At 39.0% G+C, this 16,635-nt stretch carries 13 protein-coding genes and 1 other RNA gene; 7 read left to right on the forward strand and 7 right to left on the reverse strand.

Features of this window, described 5'->3' with window-relative positions; translation table 11 throughout:
• Positions 1-46: 46 nt before the first annotated feature.
• From KO505_RS03595 to KO505_RS03605, 3 genes are all read right to left on the reverse strand, one after another.
• The gene (locus tag KO505_RS03595) at positions 47-1,051 is read right to left on the reverse strand and encodes an aspartate carbamoyltransferase (RefSeq protein ID WP_216054079.1); all 1,005 of its coding nucleotides are present in this window, start codon (positions 1,049-1,051) and stop codon (positions 47-49) included.
• A 125-nt stretch (positions 1,052-1,176) separates the two neighbouring features.
• Positions 1,177-1,626, reverse strand: a complete 450-nt coding sequence (hemJ, locus tag KO505_RS03600; protein WP_252731630.1) for a protoporphyrinogen oxidase HemJ — start codon at positions 1,624-1,626, stop codon at positions 1,177-1,179.
• Positions 1,626-3,317 carry a chloride channel protein gene (locus KO505_RS03605; protein WP_216054080.1) on the reverse strand — a complete coding sequence of 564 codons (1,692 nt, stop codon included), beginning with the start codon at positions 3,315-3,317 and terminating at the stop codon, positions 1,626-1,628. Before KO505_RS03605 ends, hemJ begins: the two co-directional genes overlap by 1 nt.
• Positions 3,318-3,473: 156 nt before the next feature.
• On the opposite strand from KO505_RS03605, the gene KO505_RS03610 reads away from it, so the two are divergent.
• The 4 genes from KO505_RS03610 (at position 3,474) to KO505_RS03625 (ending at position 9,082) form a co-directional block, all read left to right on the forward strand.
• Positions 3,474-4,190 carry a DUF6776 family protein gene (locus KO505_RS03610; RefSeq protein WP_216054081.1) on the forward strand — a complete coding sequence of 239 codons (717 nt, stop codon included), beginning with the start codon at positions 3,474-3,476 and terminating at the stop codon, positions 4,188-4,190.
• A gap of 94 nt (positions 4,191-4,284) precedes the next feature.
• Entirely contained in the window at positions 4,285-4,659 is a 375-nt protein-coding gene (gene erpA / locus KO505_RS03615; protein ID WP_216054082.1) for an iron-sulfur cluster insertion protein ErpA, read from the forward strand.
• Positions 4,660-4,828: 169 nt separating this feature from the next.
• Entirely contained in the window at positions 4,829-5,926 is a 1,098-nt protein-coding gene (locus tag KO505_RS03620; protein ID WP_216054083.1) for an efflux RND transporter periplasmic adaptor subunit, read from the forward strand.
• A 12-nt stretch (positions 5,927-5,938) separates the two neighbouring features.
• Entirely contained in the window at positions 5,939-9,082 is a 3,144-nt protein-coding gene (locus tag KO505_RS03625) for an efflux RND transporter permease subunit (RefSeq protein WP_216054084.1), read from the forward strand.
• A 107-nt stretch (positions 9,083-9,189) separates the two neighbouring features.
• Here KO505_RS03625 and dolP read toward each other — a convergent pair whose 3' ends face one another.
• Genes dolP through KO505_RS03645 form a run of 4 tightly spaced genes read right to left on the reverse strand, consistent with a single transcriptional unit; the run spans position 9,190 to position 12,582 of the window.
• Positions 9,190-9,759, reverse strand: a complete 570-nt coding sequence (dolP, locus tag KO505_RS03630) for a division/outer membrane stress-associated lipid-binding lipoprotein (protein WP_216054085.1) — start codon at positions 9,757-9,759, stop codon at positions 9,190-9,192.
• Positions 9,760-9,786: 27 nt separating this feature from the next.
• Positions 9,787-10,374 carry an SIS domain-containing protein gene (locus tag KO505_RS03635; RefSeq protein WP_216054086.1) on the reverse strand — a complete coding sequence of 196 codons (588 nt, stop codon included), beginning with the start codon at positions 10,372-10,374 and terminating at the stop codon, positions 9,787-9,789.
• A complete protein-coding gene (locus KO505_RS03640) occupies positions 10,371-10,733 on the reverse strand; it encodes a YraN family protein (RefSeq protein ID WP_216054087.1) in 363 nt (120 codons plus the stop codon). Before KO505_RS03640 ends, KO505_RS03635 begins: the two co-directional genes overlap by 4 nt.
• Positions 10,708-12,582 carry a penicillin-binding protein activator gene (locus tag KO505_RS03645; protein WP_216054088.1) on the reverse strand — a complete coding sequence of 625 codons (1,875 nt, stop codon included), beginning with the start codon at positions 12,580-12,582 and terminating at the stop codon, positions 10,708-10,710. Before KO505_RS03645 ends, KO505_RS03640 begins: the two co-directional genes overlap by 26 nt.
• A 103-nt stretch (positions 12,583-12,685) precedes the next feature.
• Here KO505_RS03645 and rsmI point away from each other — a divergent pair, with 103 nt between their 5' ends.
• The 3 genes from rsmI to KO505_RS03660 all read left to right on the forward strand — a co-directional run.
• On the forward strand, positions 12,686-13,531 hold the full coding sequence (rsmI, locus tag KO505_RS03650; protein WP_216054089.1) for a 16S rRNA (cytidine(1402)-2'-O)-methyltransferase: 846 nt from the start codon (positions 12,686-12,688) through the stop codon (positions 13,529-13,531).
• Positions 13,532-13,665: 134 nt separating this feature from the next.
• Positions 13,666-14,078, forward strand: an RNA gene (gene rnpB / locus KO505_RS03655) — RNase P RNA component class A.
• A gap of 697 nt (positions 14,079-14,775) precedes the next feature.
• Positions 14,776-16,635 (forward strand): hybrid sensor histidine kinase/response regulator (locus KO505_RS03660; RefSeq protein ID WP_252731631.1); only part of this gene is annotated, 1,860 nt, incomplete at its 3' end.

Genomic DNA, 16,635 nt, shown 5'->3' on the forward strand with positions numbered 1-16,635 from the left:
TGAGGTTTAGACGAATGTTTTATGTTTTAGCTCTGTATTAAAAAGCTTATTTAGCGCTATACCAAGGTACTGGGCATTGGTATTTATCCACTTGATCAGCAACCCCTAACGTCATGGCAAATAACGCCATACGGATCAAAATGCCGTTGTCGGCTTGGCGGAAAATAGCCAAGTTAGGGTTTTGATTTAAATCGTTATCCAGTTCATTGGCATCCGCACGTGAGTCACGTGGTAATGGATGCATGATGACGGTATTCGATTTACAAAAACGGGTATAGATATCACTGTTTAATCTAAATTGACCACGATACTTATTGGCTTCATCTTGATTTTCAAAACGCTCTTCTTGAATGCGTGTTTGATAAACAATATCAGCATTTAAGTTATGTTCCATATCATCAGAAATAGTGACTTTATGTCCTGCATTTTCCAGAGTATCTATTACATAATCTGGCATGGCTAATTCAGTTGGTGAAATGAGACTTAAATGCACATTGTTATATTGAGCTAATAACTTAGATAAAGAATGAACGGTACGACCATTTTTTAAATCACCCACCATGGCGATGTGCATACCATCAATTTTTTGTTCAAATGCGCGTAATTCCGACTGAATAGTATAGAGGTCTAATAAAGCTTGGGTAGGATGTTCATTGGCACCGTCGCCACCATTTATAACAGGCACACGGCTACCTTCAGCAAATTCGGCTACTGAACCGGCTTGTGGGTGACGCATAGCAATCACATCGCTGTAGCTGCTGATCACTCTAGCAGTATCGTATAAAGATTCACCTTTGGCTAAAGCTGACGTTTCCATGCCTGTGGTTTCTCTAACTTCACCACCTAACAAGTTAAATGCACAACCAAAGCTAACTCGGGTACGAGTTGATGGTTCAAAAAATAAGTTACCTAAGATGGCACCATCTAATACTTTAGTGCGGATTTTACGCTTAGCGTAAGGTTCCATTTTTTCAGCAATATTAAATATGTATTCTAAATTGTCGCGTTCAAATTGATTAACCGACAGTACATGTTGACCAGAAAAATTCATGTAGAGATCCACGCTAAAAAGGACTGAAAAAAGTTGGTGCGATTATAACCGAGCAAGTGCAAAGACCAAAGCTAAGATTGCTGGTATAAACAATAATATACCTATGTTATTTCACACCGATAAATCTAGCTAAATGTTGGTTTTAATACCGCTAATAAAATGATGGCTAATAACACCAGTACAGGCACTTCATTAAATATGCGATAGAACTTACTGCTTCTGGTATTACGGTTGTGTTTAAAGTCGTTTAATAATTTAAAACAATAACCATGATAGACATATAAGCCCGTTACCAACAGCAATTTTGCATGTAACCAATGTGCCTGTTTAAACCAAGCCAAACCATATTGGTGGATGAGTAACAAGCCAAACAATAAAGTGAAAATGGCAAACGGGGTAACAAAATACAATAATCGTCTTTCCATCACTTTTAAGGTGTCGGAGGTATGTGAATTTGAATGTTCTGCACTGTTATTTTCACTGTGGTATACAAATAATCTTGGTAAATAAAAGATACCTGCAAACCATGCCACCATAAAAAATATATGAAATGCTTTTAACCACAAAATAGTCATTATGCTAACGCGTTCCTCTTCATTAAAATGCTATGTAATTGTTCCCACAATACGATGCCCACCACTTTTTCGCCGCTAATCGATGTGATCAATGCCGCGCCATCTCTTTGTTCTTCTAAAATTTCATAGACATGAGCCATAGTCGAACGGGTATTTAATGTTTGCAGTGGAGTGTATTTAATTTTACTTACATCACCAGTAAAAGTGGGTTCTGTTTCAGCCAAAGAATAATCTGTGCCTAAATCATGTTTGATTGACACTATGACTATCTCTTCGTCTTTGGCTTGTTTTAAATGGAAACGAACGTCCTGTTCGGTTCGGTATTCAATAAGATTGATGTTCGTTTTCATCTCGGCTAACACCCCTGTTTTTGACAACACGTCAATAACCGGAGGGGTTTGAAAAGCCAACTGTTGGTATTCAAGTTGTTGCAAGAAAATAGAACGATTTTTTAACACTTGCGCACTGGTTATATAAGACGAAACAATCACTATTATTGCCGGTGTGATTGCTTCGGATGAGCCAGTTAATTCAACAACTGCAACCAATGCCGCTAATGGGGCATGTAAACATGAAGCCATTAACCCGGCCATGCCTAATACGCCATAAGTGCTCATAAAATGAAGGCTAGGGTCAAAGATCATAACAATATTAGCAATGCATAAACCGAGTAATAACCCCAAACCAAATACTGGACCAATAATCCCGCCTGGAATACCTAACCCTAATGCAACCCAGGTAAGGATTAATTTTGAAAACAATAAAATGATGATCAGTTGGGTATCGGTGGGGGATAACATAGCTTGATTGATTGCACTGGTTCCATCCCCTAACGCTTCAGGTACAAAATAGCCAAATAAAGCCGTTATAATCCCAGCGATTAATAAACGAGGGAACATAGATACATGACGGAATGTACGCATCATTCGCATTAAATTAGTGTTGAAAATAAAGGCCGAAGCGCCAAGCGTCATGCCTAATAAAATCAAAAATGGATAATGATTAATTGGTAAGTTAAATACGCTCATATAAGCAAATTCAACCTGAGGACCAAAGACAGCTTGAGTAATAATCGAACCGGCAGAAGAGGCTAACATTACAGGAATAAAGATATGGATCTTATATTCTCTCAGCACAACTTCCATTACAAAAATGACCGCAGCAAGGGGGGTGTTAAACGAAGCTGAAATACCCGCAGCAATACCACAAGAGGTTAACGTTCTTACTGCATTGTGAGGTAAGCGTAACCAATGACCCAACCAGCTAGAGCCTGATGCCCCTATATGTACGGAAGGGCCTTCTCGACCAACAGAAAACCCGCTAGACAAAGCTAATATGCCACCAATAAACTGATTGATTGCATTGCCCAAAGGCATATTGCCGTAATGTGCTTTAACTCGATGTAATACAAAAGGAATACCTAAGCGGTAATGTCTAAAACCGGTAAAGTCAGCAACCACGACGATTAATACAGCGGCCAGTATAGGAAGTGAAGGAATAAGGTAAGGTGAAATGTCACCAAAAGCGCCACTTGGGCTGAAAGAAAATTGAACAAATTCAATGGATAAACGGAACAGCACGATGAGACATGCAGCAACAATTCCACCCAATAGTCCTAAAATACTAAGTTGGATACTAGTGTAGGGAACAGCCAGTCGTTTCCTTAACGCATACAGGCTATCAGATAGCATCAAAATTCCGATTAATTAGTGGTAAATCAATAGGTCAAAAGTGTACCATAAAGTTTAGACGTGTAATTAAAATTATCCGATAACAAACAACACCTTGTTTAATGGTTAAGTGGCAGAACTCAGTGTTGGTTTTTATTAGATTTGTGTAGGTAATGTATGACTCCTTGGTGGAGCTTTAGTGGTCTAAAACAAAAACTAGGCCGATTTAAATTTATGTTGTTTTTGTTAGTGATTATTATATCTGTGGGATTAACTGGATATAAAATTGGCGGCGGATTTGCGACTTGGCAACAAAATAAAATATCTGATCAAGAATATCGTTTAAGTAATTTATATAGTGAGCTTGATCAAAAGATAAGACAGATTAACTATTTAAGTGTTGAGCTTGAAGTAGAGCAGCGCGCCAACGAACAAATCCAGCAAGAGTTATTACAAATACGCGAAGAGTCATTTGCCTTACGTAGAGAATTAAATTTTTACCAAAAAGTATTAGCACCTGAGTTAGTGGCTGATGGTATTTCGGTAGAACAATTTAATGTTGAGCCGACCAATATTGAAAATCGATATATCTTTAGGTTTGCTTTGGTACAAACTAATTCGGCAAAACGTTATGCAAAAGGTTATATTCGACTGAATTTGATTGTTAGCCAAAACGAAGAAAAATTAGAACTGGATTTAGCTGAATTAGCACAGTTATCAAAAAATGATCTCAAGTTTAGTTTTCACTTCTTTCAGTACTTCGAAGGGGAGTTTGAACTGGCTCCTGGCATGATAGCCGAACAACTGGCCGTTAAGGTTGTACAACCTAAAACCAAATGGCAGTCTTATAAGGCATTCACGCAAAAATTAGATTGGCCAAATTTAGAGTTATAAACAGCATTATTTGGACATCTTACTGATTATGAATACTTGACTAAAACTGTCGGGTATTACATAATGCCGCCCTCAATTTTTAGAGGTTTTTTTCATGACTGAACTCGTTACTCCAGCTGAAGCATCAGCCGATATTCCTGAACTGCCAATCCAGTTTTCAGATGCCGCCGCGACTAAAGTAAAACAGTTAGTGGACGAAGAAGAAAATCCAGCATTAAAACTAAGAGTTTATGTCACCGGTGGTGGTTGTTCTGGTTTCCAATATGGGTTTACCTTTGATGAAGAAGTTAATCCTGGTGATATGGAAATTGAAAAGCAAGGTGTCAGTATGGTTATTGACCCTATGAGCTTACAATACTTAGTTGGCGGTGTTGTTGATTACACTGAAGGCTTAGAAGGATCTCGCTTTTTTGTGAACAACCCTAACGCAACAACAACTTGTGGTTGTGGCGCTAGCTTCAGCGTTTAATCTGCAAAAAATAAATTTTTACAAATAAGGTCGTTATAAAACGGCCTTTTTTTGTACATTTTTCTACCTAATCTAATCCGCTTGCTTTAGAATGACTGCACTAAAATATCAAGACAATTAGTATGTTGTGGCTTCTTGATAACCAGTGAAACTAACTATAGGAATTAGGATGAGCGTTTTCTCGGGTATTAAAAAAACAGTTGAACAAAAGCCTTATATCTTGGCAATCCTTGTTTGCATTTTATTAACAGCTTGGATGTTATCAGGGAACTCAAATGCTGAAGAGCAAATGGCCAGGAAAAATGCAACTTCTGCAGAAGTTGAAGACACAATCCCCTCGGTAGAAGTGACAACGTTTACCCCTAGTGCAGTCAGTCGTAGTATCGAATTATATGGCAGAACTGAGCCAAAAAGAACATTGGATCTGAGTTCAGAGTTAGAAGGCAGTGTAGATAAAATCTTGGCGATGGAAGGTGATTTTGTTAAACAGGGTCAAATCATACTTGAATTGAACAAAGACGATAGAATTGAGCAATTAGCATCAGCTAAAGCGCTGGTGATACAACGTAGAATTGAATACCGAGGCGCGAGATCTTTATCTGACAAAGGCTTGCAAGGTAAGTCTAATTTAGAACAAGCTTATGCCGCATTAACCGAAGCCAAAGCATTGGTCAAAAGTCGTGAAGTTTTATTAGAAAAAAGCACAATACGCGCGCCTTTTTCTGGTTTTTTAAATACACGAAAAGTTGAAGTTGGGACTTATGTTCATAAAGGCGATGCCTTATTCCAAATTGTCGATTTAACTAAGTTAGTTGTTAAAGCCAGTATCACTGAAAAATATATAGATGACCTTAATAATGATACCGCAGTGACGGTTGAATTAGTGGACGGTAGTATAGTAAAAGGCAAGATTAGATACATTGCCAGTGTATCGGACAAAGGCACCAATACTTTCCCAATTGAAGTTGAAATTGAAAACCCAAATCAAAAAATGAAAGCGGGTGTTAGCACAGAAATGTTAATCGAATTCAAATCAGAACAAGCCATTAAAGTAACGCCTGCATTATTATCCCTTGATGCATTAGGTAACTTAGGTGTTAAAACAGTTATAGATGAACATGTTGTGTTTACGCCAATTGACTTAATCAAAGCCGAAAACGATGGCGTTTGGTTGGGTGGATTCGAAGGCGAAACGGATGTGATTACTTTAGGGCAAGGTTTTGTTCGCCCGGGTGATAAAGTTTTAGCAAGTTACAAACAACAATAAGGCGGAACGTAGATGAGAGCCTTAATTGATGCATCGTTAGATAGCACTCGTACGGTATTAATGGTCTTCGTATTATTAATTATTTCTGGTGCAGTGACGTATAACAATATTCCAAAAGAATCCAACCCTGACGTAAACATTCCAATTATTTACGTTTCAATTATTCATGATGGTATTTCCCCTGAAGATGCGGAACGCATGTTAGTACGCCCAATGGAAAATGAGCTACGAGCAATTGAGGGGGTAAAAGAAATGACCTCGAATGCAAGTGAAGGTCATGCCTCAGTTCAGTTAGAGTTTTTAGCTGGGTGGGATACCAAAAGTGCCTTAGCCGACGTACGTGACAAAGTGACACTGGCCAAAGCGAAACTGCCGGCAGAGACCGAAGAACCCGTGATTAAACAAGTGAGTATGGCAGATGAACAAGCTGTAATTACCGTTGTTCTGTCTGGTCCTGCACCAGAGCGTGCGCTGGTTACCATTGCCCGTGAACTTAAAGATGTGATTGAGGGATTAAAAGAAGTTTTAGAAGTTGAAGTCGGTGGCGATCGTGAGGACATAGTTGAAATCGTTGTTGATCCACTCCTAATGGAAAGTTACAGCTTAGATCAAAGTGATATTTTAAACCTGTTAGAGCGCAATAACCGTTTGGTTGCTGCAGGTACATTAGATAATGGCGCAGGACGTTTTGCAGTAAAAGTTCCTTCTGTATATGAAAGTGTAAAAGACGTTTACGACCAACCAATTAAGATTGATGGTGATCGAGTCATTACCTTTGGCGACGTGGCTGAAGTGCGTCGTTCGTATAAAGATCCAAGTAGCTTTGCCCGTTTAGATACTCACCCAGCGGTGTCGCTGGAGATCAAAAAACGCCCTGGTGAAAACATCATTGAAACCATCGATAAAGTAAAAGAGATAGTTGAGAAAGGCAAAAGCTTATGGCCTGAACATATTGAAGTTACGTACACAGGTGATCAATCTAAAGACGTAAAACAGATGTTAAAAGATCTGCAAAATAATGTGTTATCGGCTGTGTTGTTAGTGGTAATCGTTATTATCGCAGCGCTGGGGGTTCGTTCTGCAACCTTAGTTGGTATTGCGATCCCTGGCTCATTCTTAACCGGTATCTTAGTTATTTCACTCATGGGGTTAACGGTCAACATGGTGGTGTTATTTGCCTTAATCATGGCCGTAGGTATGTTGGTTGACGGTGCTATCGTTGTCACCGAATTTGCTGACCGTATGATGAGTGAAGGCAAAAACAGAAAAGAGGCATATCGTTTAGCAGCTAAACGTATGGCTTGGCCAATTATTGCGTCTACTGCTACCACGTTAGCAGCGTTTGCGCCGCTTATCTTCTGGCCGGGAATGATGGGTGAGTTCATGAAATACTTGCCTATTACTTTGATAGCGGTATTAACGGCATCGTTAGTGATGGCCTTGATTTTTGTACCTGCGATGGGCTCTTTAATCGGTAAAATTAGACCGATGTCAGCCAAAGATAAAGCACAAATGCATGAAGCGGAAGAAGGTGATATCACTAAAATCAGTGGGTTCACTGGTAAATATATTCGTGTATTAGCGGTGGCGATTAAACACCCTTGGAAATCGTTGGGTCTATCTTTTGTTATTGCATTTTTGGTATTTAAAGGTTTTGCCGACAGTGGGTTAGGCGCTGAGTTTTTCCCAAATGTAGAACCCGTTGGGGCAAACATTACAGTGCGTTCCCATGGTGATCTGTCTATTTTTGAAAAAGATAAGATCATGCAAAAAGTTGAACAACGATTAGTTAATTTAAAAGAAATCGAAACCTTATATGCTCGCACCGGTGGCAGTGATCAAGTGGGTTACATGCGAATGAATCTAGTTGATTGGCAATTGCGTAAAAAAGCCGATGACATCATAAAAGACGTTTATGCACTCACCGATGATATTGCCGGTGTAGAACTAGAAGTTCGTAAAGATGAAAACGGCCCAGGTGGCGGTAAAGCATTAGTGTTAGAACTTAGCTCTAGGTTCCCTGATGAACTCACTGACGCAGTGCGTACTATTCGTCACGCGTTAGAGAAAACCGGTAGTTTTGTAAATATTAGTGACACCGCCAATAAAGATGGAATAGAGTGGCAATTATTAATCGATAGAAGTAATGCCGCACGTTTTGGCGCAGATGCGACATTATTAGGCAGTACTATCTCCATGGTTACAAATGGATTAAAAATAGGCGAGTATCGTCCCGATGATGTTGATGACGAATTAGATATTCGTGTGCGTTATCCAGAAGATAAACGTGATATTGGTAAATTAGATTCTGTTCGTGTGAAAACACAAGCCGGTATGGTGCCAGCAAGTAACTTTGTAGAACAAAAAGCCGTACCTAAAGTGGATGTTATACGTCGTGTGGATAGTCGCCGAGTAGTACAGATTGCAGCGGACATGGCTCCGGGGGTGTTGTTAACGCAACAACTGCCAATCTTAATGGAAAAACTGCCTTCACTTAATTTAAGTCAAACCGTCAATATTAAAGTGCGTGGTGAAAACGAAGACCAGCAAGAGTCAGAAACCTTTTTACAAAATGCGTTCTTAGTTGCTTTGTTTGTTATGGCGATAATATTAGTCACTCAATTTAATAGTTTTTACCAAGCAGGTTTAATATTAAGTGCGGTATTATTTTCAACGGTTGGAGTGTTCTTAGGTTTATTAATTGTACAAAAACCATTTGGTATTGTGATGTCGGGTATTGGTGTTATTTCATTGGCGGGAATTGTAGTGAATAACAACATAGTACTTATTGATACTTTTAACGTGTTACGTAAACAAGGAATGAATATTACTGAGTCAATATTACGGACCGGCGCACAACGTTTGCGACCTGTAATGTTAACAACAGTAACGACTATTTTAGGATTAATGCCAATGGTATTAGAGCTAAACATCGACTTGGTTGATCGTTTAGTTGAACATGGCGCACCATCTACACAATGGTGGTCACAGTTGTCTATTGCGGTTGCTGGTGGGTTAGCCTTTGCTACCTTATTGACCTTAATACTCACACCATGTTTGTTAGCCTTGGGTGAAGGGTTTAAAGCCAAACGTGCAGCTAAGAAAGCATTAAAAGAAGAACAAGCTGCAGAACTCGCAGAACAACAACTGACATAATCTATTCAATCAGTACACTTGTCATTGTTGAGTGATACAAATACTAAAATGCCGGTCATTGACCGGCATTTTTATTTTTAGGATAAAATAAATATTTTATTTAAACATTAATTTTCAAATACAGTGATTACTTTAATTACCCCAGTTACTTGAGAGGCCACAGTTGCGGCTTGCCCAGATTGTTCTTTGCTCACTAACCCCATCAAATAAACTTCTTTATTCTCAGTGACGACTTTAATGTTGTGACCTTTTACCGTGTCGTCAGTCAGTAATTCTGATTTAACTTTTGCGGTGATCCAGGCGTCAGAAGTTTGGGTTGTAATAGAAGCTGGAGTGCCTAATTTGATTTGATTATGGATTTTTTTAACGCCATCAATGCCTTTAATAATATTAATCGCGGTATCAATTAGAAATTTATTGGGCGATTGACCAACCACTAAGACGACGCCGTTATAACTGACCACATTGATATTGGTGTGTTTGCTAACACCATAGTCTTTCATCAGTTCTAAAATCGCTGTTACTTCGATACTACTGTCGTCTATTTGTTTACCTATGGTACGAGGGTCATTGGCTGCTGAGACTGCGGTAACGGTACCCGCGACAATGGCTGTTGCACAGCCTTGTAACGTTGACAGAGATAAAGCCAATATTAATAACTTTTTGGTAAATGTCATATATGCATATTCTCGTTATTATTGGGGTTACATTGAAAAGATAACTTCATCTATTAATTCACTTAATACATGAACAGTAAACAATTGAATTTCTAACGTTCTACTTGGCTTGTTGGTTGGGAGGCGAATTTCGATATCGTTTTCCCCTAATAAACCCGCAATTTCACCACCGTCATCAGATGTAAAGGCGATGACTTGTATATCGTTAGTCAGTGCAGCTTCGATTGCTGACTTAATTGAAAGTTCCCGATTATTAAGTGAAAACACCACTAAAATGTCTTGCTCATTACCGATGGCTCGAATTTGTCGAGCGAATACTTCGACCATTAAGCTGTTATCAACTTGTTCTAACGAACAATGCTGTGCGGTATTAGACAATGCGATGGCTGGCAAACATGGGCGCTCAATTTCATAATAATTAACTAAAATCCCAGCAAAGTGTTGAGCAATCATAGAGCACAAGGTATCGCCACAAGTTAACACCTTATTGCCTGACAATAAGGTTTGCGAGATCAAGGCGGCTGAAAGCGCCAGAAAATCTGCGTTTTGTTCACCTGACGCCATTAGGTTTTGGATATTGCTTGTATATAATTGTTTTATTTTATTATCAGTCATGAAAATGCAGATTGAATCCAGTTTATTTGTTCATTGTCAAAAGCAACAACATCGAATCGGATAGATGGGCTAATTTTACGTTGCGATAAGTAAAAAAGCGCGGCTTTTTTTATTTTTTGTTGTTTAGTCTCTGTCACTGATGCTGCAGCTCCACCAAATTTACTGTTGGAGCGGTATCTTACTTCTACAAATATTAAAATGTCGGTTGAGGGATCGGAGAAAATCAGATCAATCTCACCTAATTTACAATTAAAATTTTGCTCAATAAACGTCAGGTTTTGAGACTGTAAATAGGTCTTAGCTTGTTGCTCTTTTATGTCACCTACAGAGCGTTTATTGAGTAAGTTTTTTAAGAACAACGATTTTCCCTTGTTGGTATCTGGACCAATCTAAATATCGTTTAATTGTATTTTGCTTATTTAAACTAAGCTTTCCTGTCAGGCCTTCAACTTCTAAACCCGTTAATATTTTTAATTGCTTAAGTAACGGAATTAACTGTTTTGCATCGTAACCAAAGGCAAATAACTTTTTAAGTTGAGTATGGTTCTCACTGACTTGTAAGTAAATGTCGGTGGCTTGTTTATTGGTGTCTTTCACCAACCACGGCATTTCGGTAAAGGTTAAATCGTTTAAGTCACGTTTTTGTGAACTGGTTTCACCTATCAGGTAACTGCGGCTAGAGGCATAAATTGGCAATAGTTTATTAAACACACTCACGTTGGTATCAAAAAACGGCTTAATCAATCGAGTTTGTTGTGAGTTAGCAATGACGTATATTGCATCTATGTCATTTCTACTACGATTCTCTGCTTTTAATTGAGAACCAAATAGCTTTTCCATTTCTTTAACCCGGCGCTCACTATGATTTACATCCAATAAGTTCTTAACCGCGATGCCCAATTTGGATTTATTTTTAAACGCGATGGTTTCAATTTTTTTATCAGTGTGGAATAACCACTGTTGTTCAAACTGTTCCGCTAAACGTCTGCCCAAAGAGTTATCAGCATAAATAAGCGCAGGGTATTCAATACGTTTACTAATAAAATACTCAACGGCTTGGTTAATCTCATCTTCTGGAGCAAGAGAGAAATAATACTGTTCTTGGTTTTCATACTGCTCTAGTTCAATAGAGTTTAAATACAAGGTTGGTATGTTTTTTAATACTTCACTCTTTTGAAATTCTGTGATCTTTTCTTTTTTCAACGGGCCTACAATAAATTCAATATTCTGATCAATTAACTGCTTTTCTATACTTTCCAACGTTTCCGTTTCTGTGTTTAAAACTATGACTTCGATGTTATCGTCAAAGTCGACATTAGCTAAAAAGCCATTTCGGATCGTTTTTGCTTGAGTTGCAATAGAGCCAGTAAGCGGCAATAACAAGGCCATTTTTTTTGGCGCATAAGGCTGTACTGAAATAAGTTGTTTGATTTGGTCTGGTAAGTATTCGTAGTCATTAAACGATGCATAGTTTTTATGCCAACGCTTTAACTCTATTGGGAATTGGCTTGGTGCACCAATGTAGTTTTGTACAATTTTAGCCAATTGCACCCAACTGGCAGCTTGACTGCCAAAGTCTTGTACAAACTTATTTAATGACGACGCTGGAATTTGAACAATGTGTTTCCAAATAAGCTCATTAACTAATAACTTATCAAGTGAGGTTAAACGTTCTGGATATAATTCCTTGATCCTAAAAAGAGTTCTTACAGTGTCTATGTGTTGGTCGTTATACGAACTAACTTGTGCTGTTAATAACCACATTGGCACTTGATATTGCACAGGTAAAACGCCTTGTTTTAAACGTTCCAATATTCGCCCTGCGTCTTGATTATTTTTAACATGTAATAGAATTTTTATTAAAGAGATGTCGTCGTCAATTGATCCAAATACTTCTAAATCAATATTAAGCAATATTTTCTTAATGTAACCAATGCTGTGTTGTTCTTGAATGGCGAGCTCAGCCGCTTTAATTCTGTATTGACGGCCTTGAGTGATACCTACTTCATCAGCCTTATTGATGAAATATTCGCTATTATAATCAGGTGAAACTACCGCTTGTTCTTGTGATTGCTTGCCCTCATTAGACTTAGTTACTTTAGATGGGCCAGAAGACGAGCAGCCAACGATAATAACCATACAAATAGAGAGTTGAGTTAAGCGTAACCAATTACCAAATATTAATTTGGTTGTTTGTCCAAGAGTCACTAATTTCCACCTTAAATGTGCTAAACGGTATTACTTATTCGTTCAATAAAAAGGTATCATACAAGCCAATTATCATCCGCACAACGGCCAAGAGACACTAAACATGATAGAAGCTGGAACTCTTTATATTGTCGCCACACCAATTGGTAACTTATCTGACATTACTCAACGTGCGTTGGACATATTAAACAGTGCCGATCTTATTGCGGCTGAAGATACTCGACATAGTGGCAAGCTGTTATCCCATTACGGTATTAAAACCAAAATGTTTGCCCTGCATGATCATAATGAAAAACAAAAAGCACAATATTTAATAGATTTAATCAATGAAGGTAAAAACATTGCTTTAATTAGTGATGCTGGTACGCCGCTTATTTCCGATCCGGGATATAACTTAGTGAATATAGCGAGAGCGCAAAATGTCACTGTTAACCCTATACCGGGACCTAGTGCCGTAATAACCGCATTAAGTGCTGCAGGTTTACCAACCGATAAGTTTTTGTTTGCCGGTTTTTTACCTGTAAAACAGCAAGCTAGAATGGCCGAAATAGAAAAGTACAAAAATGCCGATTTCACTACTGTATTTTACGAAAGCCCACGTCGTATTATCGACACGTTGGAATACATTAAACTAACATTAGGCGAAGACAAAGAAATCGTGTTAGCGAAAGAGCTAACCAAACACTTTGAAAGTTTTGTCAAAGGCAATGCGCAACATGTTTTAGATTGGTTTACTGAAGATAAAGATCGTCAGCAAGGTGAAATGGTTCTGATGATAGCGCCAAATAAAACCGAACAAACATTGTCGCCAGAAGCCGAAAAACTAATGAAGGTATTAATGACCGAATTACCAACCAAAAAAGCCGCCGCAATCACTGCACAAATACATGATTTAAAGAAGAATGATTTGTATAAATTAGCGCTGACATGGCAGGAAGGCAAAGAGTAGCGAGATACGAGGAACGAGTTACGAGTAAAAGCAAAAGCTCAATCTTGGAGTTTTTTCGAAGCTCGTCGCTCGTATCTCGAAACTGCCGTATCTTTCCTCGCTTTATCTATTCAGATCCTTTATAATCCGCGCCGCGAGATGGCTAGACAATCGCCGCTATATCGTTGTACTTTTACTTTCGGGTTTGAGTAGACGGATGTAGGGGAGGAAAGTCCGGGCTCCAAATGGACAGGTTGCCAGATAACTTCTGGGAGGCGTGAGCCTACAACTAGTGCAGCAGAGAGCAAACCGCCGATGGCCGCTTTTATTTATAAGAGTGTGCACAGGTAAGGGTGAAAGGGTGCGGTAAGAGCGCACCGCGCGACTAGTAATAGTTCGTGGCACGGTAAACTTCAACCGGAGCAATTTCAAATAGGGTTCCTCGATCCTTAGAGGTCAACGCGTGGTCCGCGCGGGAACCGGGTAGAAAGCTTGAGCCTTAGAGTGATTTAAGGCCTAGACGAATGATTGTCCTAGACAAAACCCGGCTTATCGGCCATCTCGCACCTTCTTTCAGCATCGAGTTTGTAGTGACGAGCTATAAGCTCAAAGCTCGTTTTGCTTTGGAAACTCGCAGCTCGAAACTATCCCAATTGTCCTATCCGCTAACACAAGATCGCGGCTTATCGGTCATTTGCACTTTTTCAGCAACGAGTATCGAGTCACGAGCTACGAGTAAAAGCAAAAGCTCGTTTTGCTCTCGCATCTCGCTACTCGCAACTGACCTGTCTTTTTCTCGAAACTCTCCACTCGAAACTGCTCTTTCCTTCAGCAACGAGTATCGAGTCACGAGCTACGAGTAAAAGCAAAAGATCGTTTTGCTCTCGCATCTCGCCACTCGCAACTGATCTGCCTTTTTCTCGAAACTCGCCACTCGCAACTCGAAACTGCTATTTTCTTCAGCAACGAGTCTCGAGTCACGAGCTACGAGCAAAAGCAAAAGCAAAAGCAAAAGCTCGTTTTGCACTCGCATCTCGCTACTCGTAACTGACCTGTCTCTTTCTCGAAACTCGCCACTCGCAACTCGAAACTGCTCTTTCCTTCCAACGGCTTCATATTTTTAAATCAAAAACTGCACTGTATATGCAGTGAGCCTTAAATCCATGCTAAGCTCAAAGATAATTGTATTAAATTTAAAGGTTACATTACTTAACGTGCGGAATTTAAAGTCGACGCTGTCATTGTTATTTTTTTTAGCGGTTTCTTTGCCTGTAATCTTAATTACTGGCTTTTCTGCTCTCATCATAGAAGACGATTCTAAACAAAAAATAAATCAAAGGTTTATTTCCGAGGTTGAGCATTTAGAGCGGCATATTAATTTCATTTTTGAACAAGTCGAAGTCCGGGTAAGATTTTTAAGTGATAGCGCACCTGTATTAAATCGTGTTGGTAATCTGGATAGATTTTATCAAAGTACCAATAACACCGTCGAAAATATTACTGCCAGGGGCATAAAAGAAAAACCAATCTATAAGTTGTTTGAAAGCATCGGCAAAAGCATGGATGACATCGCTTATGTGTATATTGGTGATAGTAATAAAGGTTATATTCAGTGGCCTTTAGGTTCATTAACAGACAACTACGATCCCACTATAAGACCTTGGTTTAAATCTGCAATAAATGCCAAAGGTGCATCGGTTCGTCCCCCCGCATATTATTGGTCAGCCGATGACACAGTGATTTTATCTACGGTGAAATCTATAGAAACAGAGCATGGCGTAGGTGTGTTAGGTGTCGATATTACACTAACTCAAATGGACTCGATAATTCGCGGTATGAAATTAGGGTTTAAAGAGCGGTTGTTGTTAGTTGAATCGACAGGCACAGTGTTAGTTGATACCGCAAATAATAATAATCAGTTCCGCGCAATGGAAGAGGTATTGCCAGAGAACACCTTACTCAAGCTCAACGGTTTGACGCATTTAGACAATATACTGGTCGAAATAGATCAAACGTCTTTTTTAGCCTCTAAGTTCAAATTCGACAAAATGGATTGGACCTTTTACATATTAACGCCACAACACGCACTCACTGACCAATTTAAAAAGATAAACAAATTTACAATTCCTCTGGCCATTTTCTGCATCTTAATTTTTAGTGCATTAGGGTTAATCATTTCTCGGAAGATCACTAAGGTAATTCGTGACAGGGAGAAGCAACTTCTTGAAGCAAAAGAACAAGCTGAAGCCGCGGTCGTCGCAAAATCTCAGTTTCTGGCCAACATGAGCCATGAAATAAGAACGCCATTAAATGGTGTTATCGGCATGACCCAATTGTTGTCTCTTACCAAGTTATCAAACGAACAATCCGGTAAAGTTGAAACGATTTTGCGTTCAGGTAATCGGCTCATGCACCTGATCAATGAGATATTAGATTTATCTAAAGCTGAAGCTAACGAATTGGTATTAAATCCGCAGTTAATAGATTTAGAAGAAACCATCAGTATTATTTCGAAGTCGTTCAGCGCTAATGTTGCTGATAGAGGTCTTGATCTTATATTGGAATTACATACGTTAGAAAACGTGTGGGCAAAAGTTGATGATTTACGCTTAGGCCAAGTTATTGGTAATTTACTGTCGAATGCGATTAAGTTTACCGAACAAGGTTTTGTTGCCATAAAAGGCAGCATATCAGAAAACAAATCTGAGCTAACTATAGAAATACAAGATTCAGGCATAGGTTTATCTGAAGAACAACAAACTCTTATCTTTGACAAATTCAAACAAGCAGACAATACAACAACCAGAAAATACGGTGGCACCGGGTTAGGTTTAGCACTTTCTTCCACTTTGGTCGAGATGATGGGGGGAAAACTACAAGTACGTTCGGCGTTAGGTAAAGGCTCTACTTTCTATTTCTCAATTCCAATAGACGTTCAACGAAATGGCGATAAAGTCGATGACAAAAATCGGTCCTTATGGAAAGGATTGAATGTCATGATCTTGGATGATATTAACCTCAATATTGACGTATTAGATTCCATCTTAACTGAGTTTGGTGCTAACACGCATTGTTATACTGAGCCCAAATTGGCACTGCATGATGTTAACCAAGGTAAACCATTC

The sequence above is a fragment of the Psychrosphaera sp. F3M07 genome, from assembly GCF_018860345.1.
GTDB classification, from domain to species: Bacteria; Pseudomonadota; Gammaproteobacteria; order Enterobacterales; family Alteromonadaceae; genus Psychrosphaera; species Psychrosphaera aquimarina.